This is a genomic window from Synechococcus sp. R8-2, assembly GCF_047461715.1.
GTDB lineage: Bacteria > Cyanobacteriota > Cyanobacteriia > Thermostichales > Thermostichaceae > Thermostichus.
In genome coordinates, this window is sequence record NZ_JANSHQ010000365.1 from 1 (window position 1) to 5,613 (window position 5,613).

5 protein-coding genes are annotated in these 5,613 nt (G+C 60.2%); 4 read left to right on the forward strand and 1 reads right to left on the reverse strand.

From position 1 onward, the window contains the following. Positions 1-392 (reverse strand): metal ABC transporter ATP-binding protein (locus tag NW819_RS09080; RefSeq protein ID WP_414413546.1); only part of this gene is annotated, 392 nt, incomplete at its 3' end. Positions 393-451: 59 nt separating this feature from the next. Between NW819_RS09080 and NW819_RS09085 the strand changes: the two genes are divergently transcribed. The 4 genes from NW819_RS09085 to NW819_RS09100 all read left to right on the forward strand — a co-directional run bounded on the left by NW819_RS09085 (position 452) and on the right by NW819_RS09100 (position 5,470). Next, positions 452-1,414 carry a metal ABC transporter solute-binding protein, Zn/Mn family gene (locus NW819_RS09085; RefSeq protein WP_414413547.1) on the forward strand — a complete coding sequence of 321 codons (963 nt, stop codon included), beginning with the start codon at positions 452-454 and terminating at the stop codon, positions 1,412-1,414. 72 nt (positions 1,415-1,486) lie between these two features. Further along, complete coding sequence (gene aspS / locus NW819_RS09090) at positions 1,487-3,292, forward strand: aspartate--tRNA ligase (protein WP_011432789.1); 1,806 nt, start codon at positions 1,487-1,489, stop codon at positions 3,290-3,292. Between the two features lie 220 nt (positions 3,293-3,512). Further along, on the forward strand, positions 3,513-4,289 hold the full coding sequence (gene fabI, locus NW819_RS09095; protein WP_011432788.1) for an enoyl-ACP reductase FabI: 777 nt from the start codon (positions 3,513-3,515) through the stop codon (positions 4,287-4,289). 32 nt (positions 4,290-4,321) lie between these two features. After that, positions 4,322-5,470 (forward strand): AI-2E family transporter, encoded by a 1,149-nt coding sequence (locus tag NW819_RS09100; protein WP_414341734.1) that lies wholly within the window; start codon positions 4,322-4,324, stop codon positions 5,468-5,470. The last annotated feature ends 143 nt before the right edge of the window (positions 5,471-5,613 follow it).

Here is a 5,613-nt window from a genome sequence, read left to right on the forward strand (position 1 = left end):
GCTTGAGCAGCCCGCTGCTGCCCCTTTTTCCCGATGCGGCGAAACCAGCCAGCAGCTCTCACCTGCCCCATCAACACCACATCCCACACCGTGGCGGGAAACGACCAGTCGATGGCCGAGCGCTGGGGTACATAGGCCACTTGCTCTCCCCACAGCGCTTGCCCACCGTAGCGCACTTCCCCCCGTTCCAGCGGCACCAACCCCAGCAGCGCTCTGAGAAACGTACTTTTGCCGGCTCCGTTGGGCCCAAGGATGCCCGTGAGGCGGCCCGGCGCGATTTCAGCTTGGATCCCTTGCAGCACCTGCAGGCTGCCGTAACGCACCGTCAGATCCCGCACCACCAGGGATCCCCTGGCCGGACCAAGAGGGAGAGGAGGAAGTTGCTTTTTCATTTTGTTTTCATTTTCGGTAAGTCCAGTGTACCCTAAAGGGACATCTAAACCATGAAACGATGATCAAAAGTCTTGTCTTCCTTTGGGAGCGGCGCCGTTGGGTAGCAGCCTTCGGCTTGGCAATAGGACTCTGTCTCGCTGACGGGAACGGCAGTTTTCTGGCCTTGGCCGGTTCGGGATGGGCGCGTCCCCGCGTTGTGGCTACCACTACGTTGATCGCCGATTGGGTAGAGCAGGTGGGCCAAGATCGCATCCAGCTCACCAGCCTGCTGCAGCCGGGAATGGATCCCCATGTCTACGAGCCAACGCCGGCGGATGGGGTGGCCCTAGAGCAGGCAGACTTGGTGTTCTGGAATGGCTACAACCTGGAGCCGGGGTTGATGCGTCTCATCGAAGCCACGGCCCAAGGAGCGCGGCGGGTTGCCTTGGCCGAGATCCTTGAACCTATTGTTGCCAACGAGGACGGGATCCCCACTCCCGACCCCCACGTGTGGGGCAATGTGGAAAACGTCATCCGCATGGTGGAGCGCATTGCCCAAGAGCTGGCGGAACAGGTGCCTGGCGAGGCGACCTTCTTCCAAACCAATGCTGCTGCCTATCGAGCAGAGCTGGAGGAGCTTCATGCCTGGATTGGGGAGCAAATTCAGACCATCCCCCCTCCCAACCGGGTTTTGGTGACCACTCACGATGCCTTTGCCTACTACACCCAAGCCTACGGCCTGAAAATGGGGGGATCCCTGCTGGGGATCAGCACCGAAGAACAGCCCAGCGCCCAGACAGTGGCCCGCTTAGTGGAGGAGATCCGCGCTCTGCGGGTGCCGGCTATCTTTGCTGAGACCACCCTCAACCCCGCTCTCCTCCAAACGGTGGCCACCGAAGCCGGGGTCAAGGTAGCCGAACAGAAACTGTACTCGGACTCTTTGGGGGAGCCAGGCAGCGGCGCCGAAACTTACGTTGCCATGATGCGCCACAACACCTGCACGATTGTGGTAGCCCTGGGCGGATCCCCTGAATGCTCTTGAGAAGCTGAGTCGAGGCAGGAGGTCTGAGTTTTGTATGATAGGGGCTCAGACCCTTGTTCTCTCACCTCTTCCATGCCTGCTGCCATCCATCGCCCGGCCCGCACCCTCTACTGTGGCGAAGTCCGCCCGGCCCACATTGGCCAGACCGTCACCCTCTACGGCTGGATCGACCGCCGCCGCGACCACGGGGGGGTGATCTTTCTGGATTTGCGGGATCGCTCTGGCATTGTGCAACTGGTGGCGGATCCGCAGAAAACTCCGCAGTCATATCCACTGGCGGGGGAAGTGCGCAACGAATATGTGGTGCGGGTAACGGGAACTGTCCAGCAACGGCCCCCCGACTCCTTCAACCCTCGCCTGGCCACCGGCGAGGTCGAGATCTACGCCGAACAGTTGGAAGTGCTCAGTCCAGTCGGCAAGCAGCTCCCCTTCAGCGTCTCGGGAGAAGAAGCAGAGGAAGTGCGAGAAGAGATCCGCCTGCGCTATCGCTACCTGGATTTGCGGCGGGAGCGCATGTCCCGTAACCTGCAACTGCGCCACCGGGTCATCCAGGCCATCCGCCGTTTCCTAGAAGACGAGGAGGGCTTTGTCGAGGTGGAGACTCCCATTCTCACCCGCTCCACCCCAGAAGGGGCCAGAGACTACCTGGTGCCCAGCCGCGTCAACCCCGGCGAGTGGTTTGCCCTGCCGCAGTCGCCCCAGCTCTTTAAGCAGCTGCTGATGGTGGCTGGCGTGGATCGCTACTACCAGATCGCCCGCTGCTTTCGGGATGAGGATCTGCGGGCGGATCGGCAGCCGGAGTTCACCCAGTTGGACATGGAGATGAGCTTCATGGATCAAGAAGGGATCCTGGAGCTCAACGAGCGACTGATCTGCCATATCTTCAAAACTGTCAAAGGGATCCACCTGCCCCGTCCCTTCCCGCGCCTGACCTATGCCGAGGCCATGGCCCGCTACGGCTCCGACAAGCCTGACACCCGCTTTGGGATGGAGTTGGTGGATGTTTCGGAGGTGTTTCAGGGATCCCGATTCAAAGTCTTCGCCAAAGTGCTAGCTGAGGGCGGTTTGATCAAAATCCTGCCAGTGCCCGGCGGCGATGAAAAGATCTCCAACACTCGCATCAAACCAGGCGGGGATCTGTTCAAGCTGGTCACCCAGTATGGGGCGGGCGGCTTGGCCTTTATCCGGGTGCGGCCCGACAGCCTCGATACCATCGGCGCCCTGAAAGAGAGCTTGAGCCCCGAGCAGGAGAAGCGGTTGCTGGATCTCACCCAGGCCAAGCCAGGGGATCTGCTGCTGTTTGGGGCAGGGCCGGCGGCAGTGGTGAACGAGTCTTTGGGCCGGCTGCGGCTGCACCTGGGCCAGGAGCTGGGTTTGATCCCAGAGAACGCCTTGAATCTCCTCTGGATCACCGACTTTCCCATGTTTGAGTTCAACGCCGAAGAAAATCGCCTGGAAGCCCTGCACCACCCCTTTACCGCTCCCCACCCCGACGACTTGGCCGACCTGAAAACGGCGCGGGCCCAGGCTTATGACCTGGTGTGGAACGGCGTGGAAGTAGGAGGGGGATCCCTGCGGATTTACCAGCGGGAAATTCAGGAGCAGGTTTTTCAAGCGATTGGCCTCACCCCCGAACAGGCGCGGGACAAGTTTGGCTTTTTGTTGGAAGCCTTTGAGTATGGCACCCCGCCCCACGGCGGCATTGCCTACGGCCTGGATCGGCTGGTGATGTTGCTGGCCGGGGAAGATTCCATCCGGGATGTCATCGCCTTTCCCAAAACCCAGCAGGCGCGATGTTTGCTCACCGGCGCTCCTTCCAGCGTTGAGGCGAAGCAGCTCAAGGAACTGCACGTTGCTTCCACCTATCAGCCCGGTTGAGGGAGGTATCTTCCAACGACCACGGGTGCTCGATGATTTCGGCACGGGTAACAGGGCTGCGGAGATCCAGCAGACAATATTCCTTTTCAACCAATAAGGACTTTCATTGTGGAAGCCGGGCCTTTTTAACGGGAGTTCAGGAGTGCCTGGGATCCCTTCTCCCAGCCCCAGCTCCCACCTGTGGGAGGATAGAAAGGAATACACCCCTACTTTTTTTGCCATGCTACAGCTGACGGGAAAGAAAGCCTTGGTAACCGGCATTGCCAACGAGCGCTCCATTGCCTGGGGCATTGCTCAGCAACTGCACAAAGCGGGGGCCAGCCTAGGGGTTACCTATCTGCCGGACGAGCGGGATCGCTTCAAAACCAAAGTTCAGCAACTCACGGATCCCTTGCAGCCAGATTTTCTCCTCCCCTGCGACGTGCAAAGCGATCAGCAGATCAGCGATCTGTTTCAGGGGGTAACCGAAAAATGGGGTCAGGTCGATATTCTGGTTCACTGCCTGGCCTATGTCAAAAAAGAGGAGCTGAGCGGCAACTTCAGCGATATCTCGCGGGAGGGGTTTGCCCTGGCCATGGATGTGAGCACCTACTCCCTGATTGCCCTCTGCCGGGCTGCCAAGCCCCTACTGAGATCCGGCAGCAGTGTCCTCACCTTGACCTACTTGGGAGGAGTGCGAGTGGTGCCCAACTACAACATGGCTGCCGTCACCAAAGCGGGCCTGGAAACCTGTGTCCGCTACCTGGCTGCCGAGCTGGGCCCTGCCGGGATCCGGGTGAACGCCATTTCTGCCGGCCCGATCCGCACCTTGGCCTCATCGGCCATTTCGGATTTTCATGCCATGCTGCATGCTGTGGAGGAGAAAGCTCCCCTACGGCGCAATGTCACTCAAATAGAGGTGGGCAATGTGGCGGCTTTTCTGGCCAGCGACCTGGCCAGCGGCATTACCGGCCAGGTGATCTACGTGGATAGTGGGTATAGCATCCTGGGTTTTTAAGCGCTTTGGGATCCCTTGGGGATGGCTCCGGCATGAATCGTTTCTCTCCTCTGCAGCGGTTGCTGCTCACCTGGATTTTGATCGTCATCAGCGGCTGGCTGGCCATACAGGTGGGTCGGTTGTTTGGGCATTTGCTCACCACCATCCTGACGGCAGCGGTGCTGGCCTTTTTGCTCAACTACCCGGTGCAGGTGCTGCGGCGCTATCGGGTCAGTCGGGGTTTGGCGGTCACCCTGGTCTTTGCTCTCTCGGTGGTGCTGCTGGTCTTGGTGGGGATCGCCGTGGTGCCGGTCTTGGCCAAGCAAGTGGTGCAGCTGGGGGCGCGGATCCCAGAGTGGGTGGACACCTTACAAAATTGGCTCGACCAGATTAGCCTTTGGGCCGCCGAGCGCAACATCAACCTTGGCCAGACGGAGCTGGTCAATACCCTTCTCAACCGCCTGCAGGCCAGCGCCGAGAAAATTGCCGGCCAATCCCTGGATCTCCTTCTGGGTACGTTCAACCAGGTGATCGACTTGGTGCTGGTGCTGGTGTTGGCCCTCTACATGCTGCTCTACGGGGGCCAGTTCTGGCAGGGGTTGCTCAGCCTCTTCCCCAAACCTTGGGGGCCGCGCATTGGCGAAGCCCTAGCCCTCAGCTTTCAGAACTTCCTCATCAGCCAGTTGGTGTTGGGGTTCATCATGGCCCTGATGCTGGTGCCGGTTTTTGGGTTTTTGCGGGTACCTTTCGGGCTCCTGTTTGGCCTGCTGATCGGCCTGCTGGAGGTCATCCCCCTGGTGGGGGGGGTGATTGGCATTGGGGCGGCGGCGGTGTTGCTGGCCTTTCAGGACATTTGGCTCAGCCTTAAAGTGGTGCTGGTTTCCCTGATCGTGCAGCAGGTGAAGGATCGGGTCATCGCCCCCCGCCTGATGGGAGAGCTGATCGGGCTAAATCCAGTGTGGATCTTGATTGCCCTGTTGGTGGGGGCGCAACTGGGGGGCATCCTGGGCGTGATCGTCGCCATTCCCCTCAGCAGTGTGGTGAAAAGCCTTTACGAGATCGCCCGCTCTGCCGACCTGGCCGCCGAAGATGGGTTGGGTTCCGGTGTAAAAGGATCCCCGCAAGGGCTCCGTCCGAGTAGCGCCAACGGCGAACCCCGCCGGGATCCCACCCTGCCCAAGCCGGAGACCCAGCAGATCTAGCCACCCGAAAAAGGAAGAAGCTCTGTCCATGCGCTTCAGGAGATCGCGTTAACCGGCAGGCAAACAGAGGCTCAATCCTGGCAAGCCCAGTTGCTGGGCTATCGATGGCCACCCTTGTCCTCAGGGAGAGGGGCTGGGGGTGA

What these genes read in the sequence shown, in the direction of transcription:
- NW819_RS09085 (WP_414413547.1), top strand. Translation starts at nt 452, where the DNA reads ATGATCAAAAGTCTTGTCTTCCTTTGGGAGCGGCGCCGTTGGGTAGCA.
- aspS (WP_011432789.1), top strand. Translation starts at nt 1,487, where the DNA reads ATGCCTGCTGCCATCCATCGCCCGGCCCGCACCCTCTACTGTGGCGAA.
- fabI (WP_011432788.1), top strand. Translation starts at nt 3,513, where the DNA reads ATGCTACAGCTGACGGGAAAGAAAGCCTTGGTAACCGGCATTGCCAAC.
- NW819_RS09100 (WP_414341734.1), top strand. Translation starts at nt 4,322, where the DNA reads ATGAATCGTTTCTCTCCTCTGCAGCGGTTGCTGCTCACCTGGATTTTG.